This window comes from Ectopseudomonas toyotomiensis, from assembly GCF_900115695.1.
Taxonomy (GTDB): domain Bacteria; phylum Pseudomonadota; class Gammaproteobacteria; order Pseudomonadales; family Pseudomonadaceae; genus Aquipseudomonas; species Aquipseudomonas toyotomiensis.
Window position 1 is genome coordinate 230,709 of sequence record NZ_FOXK01000007.1, and the last position, 16,074, is coordinate 246,782.

16 protein-coding genes are annotated in these 16,074 nt (G+C 65.1%); 10 read left to right on the forward strand and 6 right to left on the reverse strand.

Features of this window, described 5'->3' with window-relative positions; genetic code table 11:
- Window positions 1–16: 16 nt before the first annotated feature.
- The 5 genes from BM186_RS15995 to BM186_RS16015 all read right to left on the reverse strand — a co-directional run bounded on the left by BM186_RS15995 (window position 17) and on the right by BM186_RS16015 (window position 5,641).
- On the reverse strand, window positions 17–907 hold the full coding sequence (locus BM186_RS15995) for an ABC transporter substrate-binding protein (protein ID WP_074916537.1): 891 nt from the start codon (window positions 905–907) through the stop codon (window positions 17–19).
- Window positions 904–2,880 carry a Fe(3+)-hydroxamate ABC transporter permease FhuB gene (fhuB, locus tag BM186_RS16000; protein WP_074916539.1) on the reverse strand — a complete coding sequence of 659 codons (1,977 nt, stop codon included), beginning with the start codon at window positions 2,878–2,880 and terminating at the stop codon, window positions 904–906. The genes BM186_RS15995 and fhuB overlap by 4 nt, the downstream gene beginning before the upstream one ends.
- Window positions 2,881–2,882: 2 nt before the next feature.
- Window positions 2,883–3,650 (reverse strand): ABC transporter ATP-binding protein, encoded by a 768-nt coding sequence (locus tag BM186_RS16005; protein ID WP_074916541.1) that lies wholly within the window; start codon window positions 3,648–3,650, stop codon window positions 2,883–2,885.
- A complete protein-coding gene (locus BM186_RS16010) occupies window positions 3,644–4,390 on the reverse strand; it encodes a siderophore ferric iron reductase (protein WP_074916543.1) in 747 nt (248 codons plus the stop codon). Before BM186_RS16010 ends, BM186_RS16005 begins: the two co-directional genes overlap by 7 nt.
- 90 nt (window positions 4,391–4,480) lie before the next feature.
- The gene (locus tag BM186_RS16015; protein WP_074916544.1) at window positions 4,481–5,641 is read right to left on the reverse strand and encodes an MFS transporter; all 1,161 of its coding nucleotides are present in this window, start codon (window positions 5,639–5,641) and stop codon (window positions 4,481–4,483) included.
- Between the two features lie 143 nt (window positions 5,642–5,784).
- On the opposite strand from BM186_RS16015, the gene BM186_RS16020 reads away from it, so the two are divergent.
- The 5 genes from BM186_RS16020 to BM186_RS16040 all read left to right on the forward strand — a co-directional run bounded on the left by BM186_RS16020 (window position 5,785) and on the right by BM186_RS16040 (window position 10,007).
- Window positions 5,785–6,582: a hydroxymethylpyrimidine/phosphomethylpyrimidine kinase gene (locus BM186_RS16020; RefSeq protein ID WP_074916546.1), complete on the forward strand. Its 798-nt coding sequence runs from the start codon at window positions 5,785–5,787 to the stop codon at window positions 6,580–6,582.
- On the forward strand, window positions 6,579–7,202 hold the full coding sequence (thiE, locus tag BM186_RS16025) for a thiamine phosphate synthase (protein ID WP_074916548.1): 624 nt from the start codon (window positions 6,579–6,581) through the stop codon (window positions 7,200–7,202). The genes BM186_RS16020 and thiE overlap by 4 nt, the downstream gene beginning before the upstream one ends.
- A 22-nt stretch (window positions 7,203–7,224) precedes the next feature.
- Window positions 7,225–8,514 carry a glutamate-1-semialdehyde 2,1-aminomutase gene (gene hemL / locus BM186_RS16030; protein WP_074916550.1) on the forward strand — a complete coding sequence of 430 codons (1,290 nt, stop codon included), beginning with the start codon at window positions 7,225–7,227 and terminating at the stop codon, window positions 8,512–8,514.
- Window positions 8,514–9,146: a DUF6962 family protein gene (locus tag BM186_RS16035; protein WP_074916552.1), complete on the forward strand. Its 633-nt coding sequence runs from the start codon at window positions 8,514–8,516 to the stop codon at window positions 9,144–9,146. The genes hemL and BM186_RS16035 overlap by 1 nt, the downstream gene beginning before the upstream one ends.
- Before the next feature lie 312 nt (window positions 9,147–9,458).
- On the forward strand, window positions 9,459–10,007 hold the full coding sequence (locus BM186_RS16040; protein ID WP_074916562.1) for a tetratricopeptide repeat protein: 549 nt from the start codon (window positions 9,459–9,461) through the stop codon (window positions 10,005–10,007).
- Between the two features lie 143 nt (window positions 10,008–10,150).
- Here BM186_RS16040 and BM186_RS16045 read toward each other — a convergent pair whose 3' ends face one another.
- Window positions 10,151–10,474 (reverse strand): DUF1820 family protein, encoded by a 324-nt coding sequence (locus BM186_RS16045; protein ID WP_013717157.1) that lies wholly within the window; start codon window positions 10,472–10,474, stop codon window positions 10,151–10,153.
- Between the two features lie 189 nt (window positions 10,475–10,663).
- Here BM186_RS16045 and miaB point away from each other — a divergent pair, with 189 nt between their 5' ends.
- The 5 genes from miaB to lnt all read left to right on the forward strand — a co-directional run bounded on the left by miaB (window position 10,664) and on the right by lnt (window position 16,058).
- Window positions 10,664–12,007 (forward strand): tRNA (N6-isopentenyl adenosine(37)-C2)-methylthiotransferase MiaB, encoded by a 1,344-nt coding sequence (miaB, locus tag BM186_RS16050; RefSeq protein WP_074916563.1) that lies wholly within the window; start codon window positions 10,664–10,666, stop codon window positions 12,005–12,007.
- An 87-nt stretch (window positions 12,008–12,094) separates the two neighbouring features.
- Window positions 12,095–13,087 carry a PhoH family protein gene (locus BM186_RS16055; protein WP_072424516.1) on the forward strand — a complete coding sequence of 331 codons (993 nt, stop codon included), beginning with the start codon at window positions 12,095–12,097 and terminating at the stop codon, window positions 13,085–13,087.
- A complete protein-coding gene (gene ybeY, locus BM186_RS16060; protein WP_072424409.1) occupies window positions 13,080–13,559 on the forward strand; it encodes an rRNA maturation RNase YbeY in 480 nt (159 codons plus the stop codon). The genes BM186_RS16055 and ybeY overlap by 8 nt, the downstream gene beginning before the upstream one ends.
- A gap of 6 nt (window positions 13,560–13,565) precedes the next feature.
- The gene (locus tag BM186_RS16065) at window positions 13,566–14,405 is read left to right on the forward strand and encodes an HlyC/CorC family transporter (RefSeq protein WP_072424410.1); all 840 of its coding nucleotides are present in this window, start codon (window positions 13,566–13,568) and stop codon (window positions 14,403–14,405) included.
- A gap of 129 nt (window positions 14,406–14,534) precedes the next feature.
- Window positions 14,535–16,058 carry an apolipoprotein N-acyltransferase gene (gene lnt, locus BM186_RS16070; protein ID WP_074916565.1) on the forward strand — a complete coding sequence of 508 codons (1,524 nt, stop codon included), beginning with the start codon at window positions 14,535–14,537 and terminating at the stop codon, window positions 16,056–16,058.
- Window positions 16,059–16,074 lie beyond the last annotated feature (16 nt).

Consider the following 16,074-nt stretch of genomic DNA (forward strand, 5'->3'; position numbering starts at 1 on the left):
TTATATTCGAATCGCTCTACTCTAGGGACTGTTGGGGCGCTTTTCCAGATTCAGACGGTAGTTTAAGCAGCGCTTCACCTATGGCCTCGGCCAGATACTGCAGGGAAAACACGCCGCCATAGGTCCAGGTCGAGGGCATCGCGGCGAAGCGCTGCTCACGCACGAAAGGCATCGCCTGCCACAATGGTGAGGCGAACAACTGCGCTTCCTGGGCAAAGGGTTCGATATGCAGCACGACGCCCTCTTCGATGCGACCGAGCGCGGTGATCGGTACCTGAGTGATGCCCCAGGGGCTCGGCGCCAGGTCCATCGCAGGCTGAAGGCCGAGCAGCGCCAGCGCATGTTGCGGCATGGAGTTGGGACCGTTGATGAAGGCGGCCGTCGGCGACGAGAGACGTATCACCGTGACGGCCGGCAGGCGCTCCCCGTAATGAGCCCGCAGCCGCTCGCGCCATTGCGCCAGCTCGGCGTCCATCGCCTGCAGGCGTTGCCTGGCCAATGCCTCGCGGCCGAGCGCACGCGCCAGGTCGAGAAACGCCTCGCGCTGCACCTGCAGATTGTCGTGCTGCTGGCTGAAACCTTGGTACACCTGAACCGGCGCAATACGCTCCAGCAACGGGCGGATGTCTTCCAGCAAAGGAGGGATGACGATCAACTCAGGCTGCAACTCGGCCAGCAATTCGAGGTTGGGCTCCAGGCGCGAGCCGGCCGAAGGCACGTCTGCGGGCAGCGTCGGCCGCACCACCCAGGCGCGGTAGTCACCGGCATCGGCGACGGTCAACGGTGTCACATCGAGCATCAGCAAATGCTCGGTGGCCTCCCAGCTCAGCGCGGCCACCCGTGGCTCAGCGCTGGTCCAGGCAGGCGTCAGCCATAGCAGCAGAAAGCAGAGCAAGCAACGCTTCACGCCAGCCTCCCACGGATGAGCAGGTAGACGAAATAGCTGCCACACAACACCGAGGCGACAATGCCCACCGGAATCTGCAACGGGAAGATCAGGGTGCGACCGGCCCAATCGGCCAGCAGCATCAGCACCGCGCCCAACGAGGCCGCCAGCAGCAACTGCGGCAGCACCCGGCGCGCGCCAAGCATCACCGCGATATGCGGGGCCAAAAGCCCCAGAAACGCCACTGGCCCTAGCAGGCTGGTAACCAGCGCACAGAGCAGCGCCACCAGCACCAGCAGTGCCAGACGCAAGCGCGGCACGTTCAGGCCACGGCTGGCGGCCACCCCGTCGCCGATGCCGATCAGCGTCAGCGCACGCTGGAACAGCAATGCCAGCGCGCCGAACAGCAGCACGCCGACCGTCAGCCACAATGCCTGTGCCGGTGTGGCGCGGTAGGTGGAGCCGGCCAGCCAGCCGAGCAACGCGAACGAGTCACCGCTGCCCTTGGCCAGCACGAACTGCAAGGCGGCGTTGAGCAGCGCACCGAGGGAAATACCCAGCAGCGCCATCAATGCTGGTGAGTAGTGATGACGCCGGCCCAGCAGCATCAACACCGCTAGCACCGCCAGGCTGCCGACGAAGGCAGCCAGCGGCGCGACCGCTCCGAACATCGCGCCACCGAAGACGATCAGCGCCAGCATAACCGCCAGCGTGGCACCCGCGGATAGACCGAGAATATCGGGGCTGGCCAGCGGGTTACGCAGCAGGCGCTGCAGCAGCAGACCGGAAATCGCCAGGCCGGCACCGGCCGCGGCGGCAGTGAGCACACGCGGCCAGCGCAGCGACCAGACCAGCGCCGACGGCCACTGCAGGTGCCAGCCATCGACACCACGCGCCAGCCCGAGCGCCACGGTCAGCGCCAGTACGGCGAGAAGTGCCACCCACAGCGCACTGCGCCAGCCGAAACGCTCGGCGCCGCGCGGCAACTGCAGGCCACGCGGGTCTTCCGCAGCCAGGTGGCGGCGCGCCAGCCACAACAACACTGGCGCACCGATCAACGCCGCCGCCGCACCACTGGGTACCAGTTGGCCGCTGACACGATTGGCCAACAGCGCCAGGGCGTCGGTGCCGAGCAGCAGCAAGGCACCGAGCAACGCGCTGTAGAACAGTTCATCACGCGCCGTGCGGGCACCAAGCATCTTCGCCAGATTCGGTGTGAGCAGGCCGATGAAACCGATCAGGCCGACCGCCGTGATCGACACCGAACATAGCCAAAGCGCCGCCAGGAACAGCACCAGCATCACCGGCCACAGCGCCAGGCCACGGGCCTGAGCGGCATCACTACCGAGCTGCAACAGGCTCAACGGTCGTGGTGCCAGCACCAGCAGTGGCAAGGCTAATAGCAGCTTGGGCCACAACCACTGCACCCAGTGCCAGTCGATCTGCGCCAGATCACCCGCACCCCAGACGAACAACCCCTGGGTGTACTGGTTGTTGATCAGCACCAGGCCGGCAGCCAATGCGCCGAGCAACAGGTTCATGGCCATGCCGCCCAGCACCAGCGGCAGCCCGCCAATACCGCTGCGCCCGGCAATCAGCAGCACCAGACCGACCGCCACCAGTGCGCCGAGCAGGGCCGCCCATTGTCCGTTGCTGGCCGCGAAGGTCGGCACCAGCAAGGTGGCCAGCACCAGCCCGAGCCAGGCCCCGGACGAGGCGCCGATGGTCATGGGCGACACCAGGCGATTCTGCGTGATCTGCTGTAGCAGGCTGCCGGACAGTCCCAGCGCAGCGCCCGTGAGCAGCGCCATGCTCAGCCTGGGTAGAGCCGACAGTTGCAGCTGTAGAAACTCGAAGCTGTGTTCGGCAGAAGCCAGCATCGCCCACAGTTCGAACGGATCAAGATCGGCCGCCAGCCACAGGTGCAGGAGTGCCAGGGGCAGCAGCGCGAGCAACGTCAGAAGGTGGCGTGACGGCGCCGAAACTGCCGCCATGCTCAGGCCACCACGGCAATCTTGCGGGCGCTGCTGGGCTGCTCGATCAGTTCGATATCGATGTCGTAGAGCTGGCTGAGCAACGGCCCGCTGAGCAACTCGTCCGGGCTGCCGTCGAAGAAGATCCGCCCCTGCTTGAGGGCAATCACCCGGTCGGCATGCCGCGCCGTGAGGTTGATGTCGTGGAGGATGGCAACGATACCGCGCCCGCTGTCGCGATTGAGCTGGCGCAGCAGGCCCATCAACTCGTACTGATGCGCCAGGTCCAGCGCCGAGGTTGGCTCGTCGAGCAGCAGCAGCGGCGATTGCTGGGCCAGCAGCATGGCGATCCAGGCGCGTTGGCGCTCGCCGCCGGACAGACTGTCGGCCAGGTGATCGGCGTAATGGGCGACATCGGTCTGGGCCAGCGCCAGATCGACGGCGGCATGGTCCTCGGCGCGCCAGCGGCCGAGCAGCCCGCGCCAGGGGAAGCGCCCCAGACGCACCAGTTCGCGAACGGTCAGGCCAGCGACATCGGGCAGGTGTTGCGGCAGAAAAGCCACACGGCGGGCGAAGTCACGGGCGGAAAAATCGGCCAAGGTACGCCCGTCCAGTTGCAGCGAGCCTCGGGTCGGCTGCAGCTGCCGCGCCAGCAGGTTCATCAGGGTCGACTTGCCCGAGCCGTTGTGGCCGAGGATCACGGTGAAGCGATCACCTTCGAGGTGCAGTTCGTCCAGCGCCAGCGTCACCCGCTCGCCGCGGCGTACTTCGATATCACGCAACGTCAACATGCCAGGGCCAGCTCCTCGCGCAGACGCAGCAGGCGCTCGTCACGCCGCAGCTTCGGGCAGGTGCTGCACAGCTCGCCGTCGCAACGCCGAAAATGCTGACAGCAGGCCTTGCGCTCCAGAGTCAGGCAGCCGCGGCCATCGTCCAGGCGCACTTCCAGCAGCTCACTGGCGCCGCGCAGGCCCAACGCGTCCAGCCAGCGTACCGCCAGCGCGCGAAGTTGCTGGTTATCCAGAGTCAGTTGGCGCTGTACCAGCAACAAGGCGGCCAGCACGTAGTCGGCAGCGAGGCGCTGGGCCAGCTTGCCGTGAATGCTTTGTACCTGGCAGAACTCGGCGTGCTGGCGGCGCAGCAGTTGCTCGAGCTGGCTGGCAGCCAGGCCGATCAGCTGATCTTCCGTAGCCTGCTGCGGGCAATGCTCGGGCAGACAGAAACCCGACACCACGCCGCCCTGCACCGCCTGCCCCAGGCTCGCCAGACAGGGCACGCGCTGCGCCAGGTGTACGCCGAGCAAGGTCAGGTAGATGGGCTGCCAGACCAGGTAGGTCCAGCTGCGCACCGTCCAGTAATGCGGCCCGGCCTCGGGATGAGCCTGCTGCCAGTGCTGGTAGAGCGCGGCGATACGCCGGTCGTTGCCCTCGCTGCCGCACACCAGCAGGTCAGCCCCGGCATGCCCGATCCGCCCTTGCAGCCCGGGCAGGCTGCGGGAAATGACATCGAGCAGGTGGTGGAGGTCTTGCATCGCGGCGAACCCGGACGACGGCGGCAGTGCGGAGGGCGAATTTAATCACCGAAACGCATCTGCATCAAATTATCATTCGCCACTCAAGACTCAGGCCGTGCGCGGTTTACGTACCAGCAATGGGAATAGTGCAGCCGTCGCCAGCAGGCCGGCAGCACCGACCCAGAACGGCATGGCCTGGCCGTAATGGCTGACCAGTAGGCCCGCGCCGTAGGCCGAGCCCATGTTGCCCAGGCACTGGAAGATATTGATCTTGCTGAAGTCCACCGCGTAGTGCTCCGGCGAGCTGAGCTCGAACAGCAGTGCGTCGAGACGCACGGTGACCTGATACAGCGCCCAGCCGAACAGCACACGGCCGAGCAGGATCAGCCACTGATCACCAAAGCCCTGAATGAAGGTGGCCGCCGCGCCCAGCAGCAGACCGGCAAGAATGCCGTCACGGGTATTGCCCTGCTTGGTCGCGCGGCGCCCCCACCACAGCGCCACCACGGCCACCGCGCCGGGCAGGGCATAGACGAAGCCGGCCGCCATCTCGCTGTTCCAGTGCGCCACCTGCTGCCAGTACACAGCAAAGAACGGCCGCGTGACGTAACCGACGAAGTAGAACAGCAGCATCACCAGGCACAGGCGATAGATCGCTGGCAGGCTGCGCGACTCGTTCTTCACCGGCGCCTCGTCGCTCGCTGGCTGCTCGCCTGGTGCCGGCAGATAGCCACGCACCAGATGCATGCAGATGGCCATCTGGATGAAATCGCCGGCGGCCATCACCAGAAACACATCGCCAATGTTCATGATCTGCAAAATCAGGCCGCCCAGCGCGGCGCCGAGAATGGCGCCGAAATGCACCACCACCGACAGGGTGCCGATGGTCTGGGTGTGGTTGTCCTGCTGCTGCAGGCTCATCACGTAGGGGTACATCAGCAGGTAGCTGCCCTTGAACACCACCATCAGCAACGACACCACCCAGAACAGCGGCAGCGAGTCGATGAAATAGCAGGCGGCGGTCAGGCTACCGGCCATCAGCTGCGCGCTGATCAGGATGCGCACCGGGTGCACGCGCTTGGCCAGACGCGCCCAGAGCGGGAACACCGCCATCACCACCAAGCTGACCACCGCCAGATACAGGCCGACGTGCTGCTCCGGCGGATTATCGAAGCGCTCGGCGAAGTACTGCGGATAGAAGGGAATGATCAGGTTATCGGTGATCACCGCCAGGGCGGTCATCATGATCAGGCAGGTACGCAGCGTCATCGGAGGCAGTCGGGCAAGGCGGCATGGCCGCGCATGATGCCATTTCCAGACCAGATAACGCCAATACGCACGAGAATCAGAAAGGCTAACGACCGGCATGGCGTGCAGCGACTTGAGGCTTGTTAGTGATAAGCTCGCGCACCATGAAAACGCCAAACTTCCGCCCCGTAGTGCTATGCATGTCCGGTCACGACCCCAGTGGTGGTGCTGGTCTGCAGGCCGATATCGAAGCCCTGCTGGCCCAAGGCTGCCACGCCGCACCGACGGTGACCGCCCTGACCGTGCAGGACACCGTCAACGTCTCCGACTTCCGCGTCCTCGACCGCGACTGGGTGCTGGCCCAGGCCCGCGCGGTCATCGCCGACATGCCCGTGGCCGCCGTCAAGCTGGGCATGCTCGGCTCGGTGGACATGGTCGACACCGTGCTCGAGGTGATGAGCCAGCTGCCGGGCGTGCCACTGGTCTGCGATCCGGTGCTGCGCGCCGGCGGCGGCGGCTCGCTGGGCAAGGACGACGTCGGCTATGCCATGCGCGAGCGCCTGTTCGCCGTCTCCACCATCGCCACGCCGAACCTGCCGGAAGCGCGCATCCTCGCCGAACTGCCGCAAGGCAGCGCCGACGAGTGCGCCGAGAAGCTGCTGCCTTTTATAGAACACCTGCTGATCACCGGCGGCCACGGCGACGAAGCCGAAGTGCACAACCGCCTGTACTGCCGTGACGGCAGCCGCCACACCTTCACCTGCGCGCGCCTGCCCGGCAGCTACCACGGCTCCGGCTGCACCCTGGCCAGCACCCTGGCCGGTCGCCTGGCCCTGGGCGAGGAACTGGTCAGCGCCGTGAAAAGTGCCCTGGACTATACCTGGCGCACCCTGCGCGACGCCGAACAACCCGGCCATGGCCAATACGTGCCGCGCCGCCTGCCTTTGGACTTCGGGGCATGAATCTTCGCGGTCTCTACGCCATCACCGACACCCCGCTGCTGGCCGGCGGCAAGCTGCTGCCCTATGCCGAAGCGGCGCTGATCGGTGGCGCGCGCCTGCTGCAGTACCGCGACAAGTCGGGTGATGCCATGCGTCGCCTCGATGAAGCCCAGGCACTGGCCGAACTGTGCCAGCGCCATGGCGCCACGCTGATCATCAACGATGACCTGGAGCTGGCCGCGCGCCTGGGCGTCGGCCTGCACCTGGGCCAGAGCGACGGCTCGCTGGCCGCCGCTCGCGCCTGCCTCGGCGCAGAAGTCGTGATCGGCGGTACCTGCCACGCCCAGCTGGAACTGGCCGAACGCGCGGTCGCCGAAGGCGCCAGCTACATCGCCTTCGGCCGCTTCTTCAATTCCAACACCAAACCCGGCGCTCCGGCTGCCACCGTGGAGCTGCTGGATCAGGCACGCGCGCGCTTTGCCCAGCCCATCGTCGCCATCGGCGGCGTGACCCTGGAAAACGCCCCCTGCCTGATCGCCCGGGGCGCCAGCATGGTTGCCGTGATCCACGCCCTGTTTGCCACGGACTCCGCCACCGAGGTGGAAGACCGCGCCCGCGCCTTTGCCGCGCTGTTCGACTGATTCGTTTCCAGAGAGACCTGCCATGTCCCGTTCCGAAATTCTCTTCGCCAACGCCCAGAAACACATCCCTGGTGGCGTCAACTCGCCGGTGCGCGCCTTCCGCAGCGTCGGCGGCACGCCGCTGTTCTTCAAGCACGCCGAAGGCGCCTATGTCGTGGACGAAGACGACAAGCGCTACGTCGACTACGTCGGTTCCTGGGGCCCGATGATCCTCGGCCACAGCCACCCTGAAGTGCTCGACTCGGTGCGTCGTCAGTTGGAACACGGCCTGTCCTACGGTGCGCCGACCGCGCTGGAAACCGAAATGGCCGAGCTGGTGTGCGGCCTGGTGCCGTCGATGGAAATGGTGCGCATGGTCAGCTCCGGCACCGAGGCGACCATGAGCGCCATCCGCCTGGCCCGCGGCTACACCGGCCGCGACAGCATCATCAAGTTCGAGGGCTGCTACCACGGTCACTCCGACAGCCTGCTGGTCAAGGCCGGCTCCGGTGCCCTGACCCAGGGCGTGCCGAACTCCGCCGGCGTGCCGGCGGCCTTCGCCAAGCACACCCTGACCCTGCCGTTCAACGACATCGACGCCGTGGCCGAGTGCCTGGCGCAGGTGGGTAAGGAAGTCGCCTGCATCATCGTCGAGCCGGTGGCCGGCAACATGAACTGCGTGCCGCCAGCGCCGGGCTTCCTCGAAGGCCTGCGCGAGCAGTGCGACAAGCATGGCGTGGTGCTGATCTTCGACGAGGTGATGACCGGTTTCCGCGTCGCCCTCGGCGGTGCCCAGGCGCACTACGGCGTCACCCCGGATCTGACCACCTTCGGCAAGATCATCGGCGGCGGCATGCCGGTAGGCTGCTTCGGCGGCAAGCGCGCGATCATGGAATGCATCGCCCCGCTCGGCCCGGTCTACCAGGCCGGCACCCTGTCGGGTAACCCGCTGGCCATGGCCGCTGGCCTGACCACGCTGAAGCTGATCAGCCGTCCGGGCTTCCACACCGAGCTGACCGACTACACCACGCGCATGCTCGATGGCCTGCAACAACGCGCCGATGCCGCCGGCATTCCCTTCGTCACCACCCAGGCCGGCGCCATGTTCGGTCTGTATTTCAGCGGCGCCGACGACATCGTCACCTTCGCCGACGTGATGGCTAGCGACAGTGCGCGCTTCAACCGCTTCTTCCATCTGATGCTGGACGGCGGCGTATACCTGGCACCGAGCGCCTTCGAAGCGGGCTTCACCTCCATCGCCCATGGTGAAAAAGAGCTGGAAATCACCTTCGCTGCCGCCGAGCGCGCCTTCGCCGAGCTGAAAAAAGCCTGATGCAATACAGCACCGCCTTCAGTGATGCATTGCTGGCGCTGGCCTGCGGGGTTTGTGTCTGGCTGATCGGCCGGGTACGCGGGCGCTACGGCGAGGGCGACCAGCCGGCGCTGTTCTGCGCCCTGCTCGGTTTTCTGCTTCCGGCTGCGGCGGCCAGCGTCGGCGTGATTCGTTACGGCTTCGACCCGAACTGGCAGCCAGCGCACCTGTGGCTCTCGCAGGCCAGCAGCTTTCTCGGCCTGCCGCTACTCGGCGCCGCCGCACTGGCGCTGGGCCGTGGCTGGGCCTGGAGCCGGCCGAACTGGGGCCGAATCCTGCTCGGCCTGTGCGCCTTCTTCGAGCTGTTCCGCCAGCTTGGTTATATGGAGGACTACCGCCTGGCGCTGAACCTGGCCACGCTGGTGCTGATTCTCTATGCCGGCGCAGTCCAATGGCCGCGCCGCGCGCCTGCTGTAGTCGCAGCCGTGGTGGTGGGCCTGTTCCTGCTGGCCGGTGTGGCAGTCGGTACCGAAGGCGTGATCGGGCCGCTGCGCCGCATCGACCTGTTCCACGTGCTGCTGGCGCCAGCTTACCCGCTGCTGGCCTGGCTGCTGCTGAACCTGCCGGGAAGTGCGAAACGACAGACCGGGTAACAGGCTGTTGAAAAACGTAGGCGACGACTGCATGGATGCAGGAGGTAGAGCGAAGCAGGAAGCCCGAGCCGAGGCAGGCAAGACAATACCGATGGCGGCCCCGCAAAAACGGCCGAAGAAGCGCAGTTTAAGTGCTGTAAATGAGCATTTTGAGGCCGGCTTTAACGCAGTATTGCCAACGCAGGTAGTTTTTCGACAGCCTGGTAAAGCCTTTGTAACAAGCCCGCGGTTATTCCATAATGCGACGGTCGGCACGTTTTGCGCCGACCGGGCACGTCACCCGCCCTGAACTGCCGAGGTCCCGTTATCCAGATGAACCGCACCGGCCGCACCCTGTCCCTGGGCTGCCTGTTGCTTTTCCTCCCGCTGTTTGCATTCGCAGGCGGCAATTCGCTGTTGATCCCCGCCAGCGGCAGCTGCGCGCTGAACGCCTCCCCCGAAGAGATGCCCGATGCCCTGGCCAGCTGCCAGGAAATGGCACGCGCCGGCAACACGCAGGCGGCCTATGAGCTGGGTGAGTACTACTACGACGGCAAGCGCACCCCGCGCGATCTAAAGCAGGCCCTGACCTGGTTCGAGCGCGCCTCACTGCAGGGCCACGCCGAAGCGCAGCTGCGCCTGGGCACGATGTTCTTCCGTGGCGAAGGCGTACCGGCCAACAACGTGCAGGCCTACATCGTATTGAAGATGGCATCGGTCAATGGCTCGGACGAAGCCATGGACAGCGCCGACCTGGTGTCGGCGCAGATGCGTCGCGATGAACTGGAAATCGCCAGCCAGGTGCTGGGACAGATCTTCCGCAGCTACCTGCTGGAGCTGCAGACCGCCGAAGGTCGTTCACCTTTCGCGCCCTTGCCCTGACCCCACAGGGTGGGCCGGGCGGCGTTCCGCTTCAGCCCACCAGGTGGCATCGCGATACCGCTGTTGGGCTGAAGCCCACCCTACTTCGCTGCCTTAAGCACCATTAAAAGCTGGTGCGCGCGGCACACCCTACGATTCTGCGCTTACTTGTCCGGCATCGGCATGGGGAATGGCATCACGTTGCCGCCGCCCTTGGCCTCGCTGATCTTCGCCGTGCCCAGGCGCTCCACCTCGTCGATGCGGATGATCGCGTGCATCGGCACGAAGCTGCGCACTACACCCTCGAACTGGGCCTTGAGCTTCTCCTCGCTGGGATCGACCACCAGTTGGCTGCGCTCGCCAAAGACGAACTCCTCCACCTCCAGAAAACCCCACAGATCGCTCTGATAGATCTGCTTGGCATACATCTCGTACACCTGGCCCTGGTTGAGGAAAATCACCTTGTAGATGGGATCGCGCTTGCTCATGAAGACTCGAAGTCAGGAAAAACAGGGCGCGCAGGATAGCACAGCGGAGCATGCGTAGCCCGGATGCAAACCGGGGATGGACGGCGCAAGACGCCGGATTGCATCCGGGCTACGGGAACTGAGCGGTAGCATCCCCCTTGGCACACGCCTATAATGCGCGGTCATTTTTTAACCACCTCAGACAGTGCCATGACCAAGAAGCTCTATATCGAAACCCACGGTTGCCAGATGAACGAGTACGACAGCTCGCGCATGGTCGACCTGCTGGGCGAGCATCAGGCCCTGGAGGTCACGGAAAAACCCGAAGAAGCCGACGTGATCCTGCTCAATACCTGCTCGATCCGCGAAAAGGCGCAGGACAAGGTGTTCTCCCAGCTCGGCCGCTGGCGCGAGCTGAAGCAGGCCAACCCGGATCTGGTGATCGGCGTCGGTGGCTGCGTGGCCAGCCAGGAAGGCGCGGCGATCCGCGACCGCGCGCCCTATGTCGACGTGGTATTCGGCCCGCAGACCCTGCACCGTCTGCCGGAGATGATCGACGCCGCGCGCACCACCAAGACCGCGCAGGTCGACATTAGCTTTCCAGAGATCGAGAAATTCGACCGCCTGCCCGAACCGCGCGTCGACGGCCCCAGCGCCTTCGTCTCGGTGATGGAAGGCTGCAGCAAGTACTGCACCTTCTGCGTGGTGCCCTACACCCGTGGCGAGGAAGTCAGCCGTCCGCTGGTCGACGTGCTGATGGAAATCACCTCCCTCACCGAGAAGGGCGTGAAGGAAATCACCCTGCTCGGGCAGAACGTCAATGGCTACCGTGGCGAAGCGCCGGACGGCCATATCGCCGATTTCGCCGAGCTGCTACATGCCGTGGCTGCGCTCGATGGCGTCGAGCGTATCCGCTACACCACCAGCCACCCGCTGGAGTTTTCCGACGCGATCATCCAGGCCCACGCCGAGATCCCGCAGTTGGTGAAATACCTGCACCTGCCGGTGCAGTCCGGCTCCGACCGCATCCTCGCGGCGATGAAGCGCAACCACACCGCACTGGAATACAAGTCGCGCATCCGCAAGCTGCGCGCTGCCGTGCCGGACATCCTGATCAGCTCGGACTTCATCGTCGGCTTCCCCGGCGAAACCGAGAAGGACTTCGAGCAGACCATGAAGCTGATCGAGGACGTCGGTTTCGACTTCTCCTTCTCCTTCATCTACAGCTCGCGCCCCGGTACCCCGGCCGCCGATCTGGTGGACGACACCCCGGACGAGGTGAAGAAGCAGCGCCTGGCCCTGCTCCAGCACCGCATCAACCAGAACGGCTTCGAGAACAGCCGGCGCATGGTCGGCACGGTGCAGCGCATCCTGGTCAGCGACTACTCGAAGAAGGACCCGGGCATGCTCCAGGGCCGTACCGAGCAGAACCGCATCGTCAATTTCCGCTGCGACAATCCACGCCTGATCGGTCAGTTCGTCGACGTGCATATCGACGACGCCCTGCCCCATTCGCTGCGCGGCACCCTGCTGGATGCCGACACCCTCCACTAACGTAGCGGGCGCCCCCACTTTGCGTTGCGGGCGCCCGGCGTTATGCTGCCTTTCAATACCCAGACAAGTGACGATCACACCATCACCTTGAACACCTCTCTAGAACCTCATCGTTTTACCCTCGAACCTTTCGAGGCCCGCCGTTTCGCCAATCTCTGCGGCCAGTTCGACGAGCATCTGCGCCTGATCGAAGAGCGCCTCGGCCTGGAAATCCGCAACCGTGGCAACCAGTTCGAGATGCTCGGCGCCGCCGAAAAGACCCAGGCCGCCGAAACCCTGCTGCGCAAGCTGTACCGCGAAACCAAAGCTACCGAGCTGTCGCCCGACCTGGTGCACCTGTACCTGCAGGAGTCCGGCGTCGAGGAACTGGTCAACCCCAGCAACCTGCCGCAGGTCACCCTGCGCACCAAGAAGGGCGTTATCAAGCCACGCGGCGTCAATCAGCAGCGCTACGTCAAGGCGATCCTCGACAACGACATCAACTTCGGCATCGGCCCAGCCGGCACCGGCAAGACCTACCTGGCCGTGGCCTGCGCGGTGGACGCCCTGGAGCGCGAGCAGGTACGACGCATCCTGCTGGTGCGTCCGGCGGTCGAGGCCGGCGAGAAGCTCGGCTTCCTGCCCGGTGACCTGGCGCAGAAGATCGACCCCTACCTGCGCCCGCTGTACGACGCGCTCTACGAGATGCTCGGTTTCGAATACGTGGCCAAGCTGATCGAGAAGCAGGTGATCGAGATCGCACCGCTGGCCTACATGCGCGGCCGCACCCTTAACAACAGTTTCATCATTCTCGACGAGAGTCAGAACACCACCGTCGAGCAGATGAAGATGTTCCTCACCCGTATCGGTTTCGGCTCCACCGCCGTGATCACTGGCGACATCACCCAGGTCGACCTGCCGCGCGGCACCAAGAGCGGCCTGACCCACGTGATCGACGTGCTACGCGACGTGCCCGGCATCAGCTTCACCCACTTCAAGCCCAAGGACGTGGTGCGTCACCCGTTGGTGCAGCGCATTGTCGAAGCCTACGAGCGCCACGACGCGCGCCTGCACGGCAAGGTCGACAGCCACGATGCTTGAACTCGACCTGCAACTGGCCACTGACGGTCAGCACCCGGACGAAGCGCAGCTGCGCCGCTGGTGCGAACTGGCGCTGCGCCAGCGCACGGCCGACTCCGAACTGACCATCCGCCTGGTCGATGAAGCCGAAGGCCGCGAACTGAACCACACCTGGCGGCACAAGGACTACGCTACCAACGTCCTGTCATTCCCTGCCGAGATTCCTGACGGAATCCTCGACATTCCGCTGCTGGGCGACCTGGTGATCTGCGTACCGGTGGTCGAGCGCGAAGCTGCCGAGCAAGGCAAGACATCGCAAGCGCACTGGGCCCACCTGGTGATCCATGGCTGCCTGCACCTGCTGGGCTATGACCACATCGAGGAAGACGAAGCCCTCGAGATGGAAGATCTGGAACGACAATTGCTCGCCGAACTGGGTCATCCCGACCCGTATGCCGGTGATGAATCTCCTAATGAAAAGGACCCCGAGTAAAACGCCATGAGCGAAGACCGATCGAGCAACGAGCAGAAGTCCTGGTTCAACAAGCTGACCCAGGCTTTTGCTCATGAGCCGAGAAACCGCCAGGAACTGCTGGAAGTCCTGCGCGAAGCCCATCAGAACAAGCTGCTCGACAGCGAAGCACTGGCCATCGTCGAAGGCGCCATTCAGGTCGCCGACCTGCAGGTACGCGACATCATGGTGCCGCGCTCGCAGATGATCAGCATCAAGGCCAGCCAGACGCCCCGCGAGTTCCTGCCCGCCATCATCGACGCGGCGCACTCGCGCTACCCGGTGATCGGCGAGAGCCTCGACGACGTCATCGGCATCCTCCTGGCCAAGGATCTGCTGCCGCTGATCCTGCAGGGTGAACAACCCAACTTCAACATCAAGGACTTGCTGCGCCCGGCCACCTTCGTGCCCGAGTCCAAGCGCCTGAACGTGCTGCTGCGTGAGTTCCGCGCCAACCACAACCACATGGCCGTGGTCATCGACGAATACGGCGGCGTCGCCGGCCTGGTGACCATCGAGGACGTACTCGAGCAGATCGTCGGTGACATCGAGGACGAGCACGATGTCGAGGAAGACGGCTACATCAAACCGCTGCCCTCCGGCGACTACCTGATCAAGGCACTGACGCCCATCGACAGCTTCAACGAAACCTTCGACAGCCAGTTCTCCGACGACGAGTACGACACCGTCGGCGGTCTGGTAATGAGCGCCTTCGGCCACCTGCCCAAGCGCAACGAAGTCACCGAGATCGGCGAGTTTCGCTTCCGCGTGCTCAACGCCGACAGCCGTCGCATCCACCTGCTGCGCCTGACGCCAGTCAGCCGCTGACGGCTGCTATCCGGGGATGGCAACCGAGCCTCCCCGGATTGCATCCGGGCTACCACTTGCCGCCTACCACTTGCCGCCTACCACTGCCTCCCCCTACCCTTGCGCCACCCCGACTCCAAGGATCACCCCATGCTGCAATGGATCACTCGTCCGGGCTGGCCCGGCCACCTGCTCGCCTGCGGCGCAGGCGCCCTGACCACCCTGGCGCTCGCCCCCTTCGACCTGTGGCCGCTGGCCGTGCTGTCCATTGCCCTGTTCTATCTCGGCCTGCGCGAACTGCGCCCGGGCCAGGCGGCGCTGCGCGGCTGGAGCTACGGCTTCGGCCTGTTCGCCGCCGGCACCAGCTGGGTGTATGTGAGCATCCACGACTATGGCGCCGCCTCGCCGGCGCTGGCAGGCATTCTCACCCTGGGCTTCGTCGCCGGGCTGGGCCTGTTCTTCGCCCTGACTGCCGCTCTCTGGGCGCGCTGGATACGCCGCAACGAGGCGCCGCTGGCCGACGCCCTGGCGTTCGCCGCACTATGGGTCGCCCAGGAAGTGTTGCGCGGCTGGTTCCTCACCGGCTTCCCCTGGCTGTATGCAGGCTACAGCCAGCTCGACGGTCCGCTGAGTGGCCTGGTGCCGATAGGCGGAGTCTGGCTGTCATCCTTCGTCATCGCGCTGTCGGCCGCGCTGATCATCAACCTGGAGCGCCTGCGTCCGCACAAACCGCGCTACATCTGTGCCCTGCTTCTGCTGCTGAGCCCCTGGCTCGCCGGCCTGGCGCTGCAGGGCCACAGCTGGACGCGCCCGGCAGGCGACAGCCTGACGGTGGCCCTGGTACAGGGCAACGTCGAGCAGAACCTGAAATGGGACCCGGCCCAGCTCAACGCACAGCTGGCGCTGTATCGCGATCTCAGCTTCAGTGCCAGGCAGGTCGACATTCTGGTCTGGCCGGAAACGGCGATCCCGGTGCTCAAGGACATGGCCCAGGGTTATATCGGCGTGATGGATCGCTTCGCCCGTGACCGCAACAGCGCGCTGATCACCGGCGTACCGGTGCGACAGTCCAACGAACGCGGAGAGATTCGTTACTACAACGCCATCACCAGCTTCGGCGAAGGCCAGGGCACCTATCTCAAGCAGAAGCTGGTGCCATTCGGCGAATACGTGCCCCTGCAGGAAGTGCTGCGTGGCTTGATTGCTTTCTTCGACCTGCCCATGTCCGACTTCGCCCGCGGCCCGGCCGACCAGCCACCGCTGCTGGCCAAGGGGTATCGCATCGCACCATTCATCTGCTACGAAGTGGTCTACCCGGAGTTCGCCGCAGCACTGGCAGCGGACAGCGAGATCCTCCTGACGGTGAGCAACGATGCCTGGTTCGGCACCTCCATCGGCCCGTTGCAGCACCTGCAGATGGCGCAGATGCGCGCGCTCGAGGCCGGACGCTGGATGATCCGCGCCACCAACAACGGCATGACCGTGGTGATCGACCCGCAGGGCCGTATCCAGTTCGGCTTGCCGCAGTTCGAACAAGGCGTGCTCTATGGTGAAGTGCTGCCCATGCAGGGGCTCACGCCTTATCTGCAATGGCGCATCTGGCCGCTGGCGATTCTCTGCGCCCTGTTACTGGGTTGGGCCCTGCTGGCCAGCCGCATGGCCAAGACCCTGTAGGGCGGTCTCGCGAGCG

What these genes read in the sequence shown, in the direction of transcription:
- BM186_RS16045 (WP_013717157.1), bottom strand. Translation starts at nt 10,474, where the DNA reads ATGAGCAAGCGCGATCCCATCTACAAGGTGATTTTCCTCAACCAGGGC.
- hemL (WP_074916550.1), top strand. Translation starts at nt 7,225, where the DNA reads ATGTCCCGTTCCGAAATTCTCTTCGCCAACGCCCAGAAACACATCCCT.
- BM186_RS16005 (WP_074916541.1), bottom strand. Translation starts at nt 3,650, where the DNA reads ATGTTGACGTTGCGTGATATCGAAGTACGCCGCGGCGAGCGGGTGACG.
- BM186_RS16015 (WP_074916544.1), bottom strand. Translation starts at nt 5,641, where the DNA reads ATGACGCTGCGTACCTGCCTGATCATGATGACCGCCCTGGCGGTGATC.
- BM186_RS16040 (WP_074916562.1), top strand. Translation starts at nt 9,459, where the DNA reads ATGAACCGCACCGGCCGCACCCTGTCCCTGGGCTGCCTGTTGCTTTTC.
- BM186_RS16065 (WP_072424410.1), top strand. Translation starts at nt 13,566, where the DNA reads ATGAGCGAAGACCGATCGAGCAACGAGCAGAAGTCCTGGTTCAACAAG.
- lnt (WP_074916565.1), top strand. Translation starts at nt 14,535, where the DNA reads ATGCTGCAATGGATCACTCGTCCGGGCTGGCCCGGCCACCTGCTCGCC.
- BM186_RS16010 (WP_074916543.1), bottom strand. Translation starts at nt 4,390, where the DNA reads ATGCAAGACCTCCACCACCTGCTCGATGTCATTTCCCGCAGCCTGCCC.
- thiE (WP_074916548.1), top strand. Translation starts at nt 6,579, where the DNA reads ATGAATCTTCGCGGTCTCTACGCCATCACCGACACCCCGCTGCTGGCC.
- BM186_RS16020 (WP_074916546.1), top strand. Translation starts at nt 5,785, where the DNA reads ATGAAAACGCCAAACTTCCGCCCCGTAGTGCTATGCATGTCCGGTCAC.
- ybeY (WP_072424409.1), top strand. Translation starts at nt 13,080, where the DNA reads ATGCTTGAACTCGACCTGCAACTGGCCACTGACGGTCAGCACCCGGAC.
- fhuB (WP_074916539.1), bottom strand. Translation starts at nt 2,880, where the DNA reads ATGGCGGCAGTTTCGGCGCCGTCACGCCACCTTCTGACGTTGCTCGCG.
- BM186_RS16035 (WP_074916552.1), top strand. Translation starts at nt 8,514, where the DNA reads ATGCAATACAGCACCGCCTTCAGTGATGCATTGCTGGCGCTGGCCTGC.
- miaB (WP_074916563.1), top strand. Translation starts at nt 10,664, where the DNA reads ATGACCAAGAAGCTCTATATCGAAACCCACGGTTGCCAGATGAACGAG.